Genomic DNA, 1670 nt, shown 5'->3' on the forward strand with positions numbered 1-1670 from the left:
AATATTTTTTTCAGTAATTCCATTGTTTAATGCGATATGATTTTTATCTAAGAAAAGATTATCAACTGCTTTTTGCGCATTGCTTAATGTTGTTGCTTCACGTTCTTTCAGAAGGCGCTCAGCATTTTGGATATGATTTAATAAATCTGTTTTGTTTTGATTGTTAGGAAGTTTCATTACTTTTTCTTTAGCAGCAGTAATGCTTTGTTGTGTAGTTTCTTCCCCTAATTTAGAGTAACTATCGTCTGCAAAAAGCCCACGTACAGTGCTGCGTGCATCATTTAGTGAGTTTAATAGACTTTGAGCTTGCTCGAGTTCTTTGTCTAATTGATGTTTATGCTTGGCGTCAGGAAGTTGCATGACTTTCTCTTTTGCAGAATCGATTTCTTTTTGAGAAATATGTGCCTGTAATGTAGTGTGCTTTTTATCTGCAAATAGGCTGTCCACAGCTTTTTGCGCTTTTGTGATAAGATCATGACTTACTGTAATACCAACCCGTGCATCTTGTTTCACTTGTGTATCTCCATAGTTACCAAAGTAAGATGCTACGCTATAAATAAGTTTCCCATCTTCAGCATCTTCTGGAACGACGAATTCCTTCTGAACAGTTGCTTCTTCTCCAGGTGATAAAATCTTGTCAGGACCAAGATCAGCATATTCTTGGTACATACCAAGGTGCCAATCAGAACCCCAAACGTTCGTTAAATCACGATTACCAGTATTTTTAATTTTATAAGTATAAGTTATTTTTTCTCCAGGTGTGACAACCTCTTTATTCGTTGACACGTGTAATGAAATTTCAGGTTTTACCGCATCTACAGTAATAGATGTTTTTGCTGTTGTTTTGATTTGTTTTCCATCAGCAGTACCATATACATTAGCTATACTTCGAAATGTTTTCCCTTCAGGTACATCCTTCGGAATGGTGTATTTTCTAGTAAGTATGACTGTTTCTCCTGGTCCGAAAGCGTTATCATCACCTAAATCAAAATATCCTTGCAGCATATTCACATGCCAATCTGCAATCCACACATCTGTAATTACTTTATTTGTTGCATTTGTAAGTTTGTACTGATACGTAATCGTTTCACCTGGCATAGGAGTAGGATTACTTGGAGTGACTTGTAAGATCATCTGACCAATTTGTTCTTCACTGCTCATCGTAGTTTTAGCGTTTGTGTTTTCTGCTGCGGAAGCTTCGGGTACAATTGGAGCTGCTAATACAGATAAACATAATAGCGATGTAGCTACCTTTCGCCCTCTTTTTTTCTTATGCGGTTCCTGCATGGAAAACCCTCCTTAAAAATGTTATTTTTTACAAAAATTAACTCGAAAACAACTGTATAACATTTCAATATAAAAATCAAACAAGCATTTTTTGAAAAATAAGTGAATTTATAAAATTTTAATTGTTCGTATCTTATGCGAGTAAGTGCATAGATAGAGATGGAAGAAATTTATAAAAAATGTATTTAACAATGAAAAAGGTATGAAAAATTATCTCGTATTCATAGATGGTAGTAAGATATTCGCTAATGTAAATTCATTGTATAAAATTTTTAACAAAAAAAATTTATCAACCCTTATATTTACATTTTTGTAAAAACAAGGGTTGAAGTTTTGAAGTAAACAAGATAACCTAGTGGATGTGTATAAAGATATTTAATTAT

General features: G+C 33.7%; 1 protein-coding gene and 1 pseudogene (both only partly in view). Both read right to left on the reverse strand.

Annotated features, from left to right (window positions below; all coding sequences use genetic code 11):
* A pseudogene (locus V7183_RS22600) lies at nt 1–23 on the reverse strand (toxin Cry1Ac domain D-VI-related protein); it reaches 901 nt to the left of the window's first position.
* Nucleotides 1–1287: the 5' portion of a toxin Cry1Ac domain D-VI-related protein gene (locus V7183_RS22605; protein WP_335360917.1), read on the reverse strand. It extends 42 nt beyond the left edge of the window; 1287 of the gene's 1329 nt are visible here — the first part of the coding sequence; its start codon is at nt 1285–1287; its stop codon lies beyond the left edge, outside the window. Before V7183_RS22605 ends, V7183_RS22600 begins: the two are co-directional and overlap by 65 nt.
* Nucleotides 1288–1670 lie beyond the last annotated feature (383 nt).

The organism is Bacillus sp. JJ1127, from assembly GCF_036965845.1.
Classification (GTDB): domain Bacteria; phylum Bacillota; class Bacilli; order Bacillales; family Bacillaceae_G; genus Bacillus_A.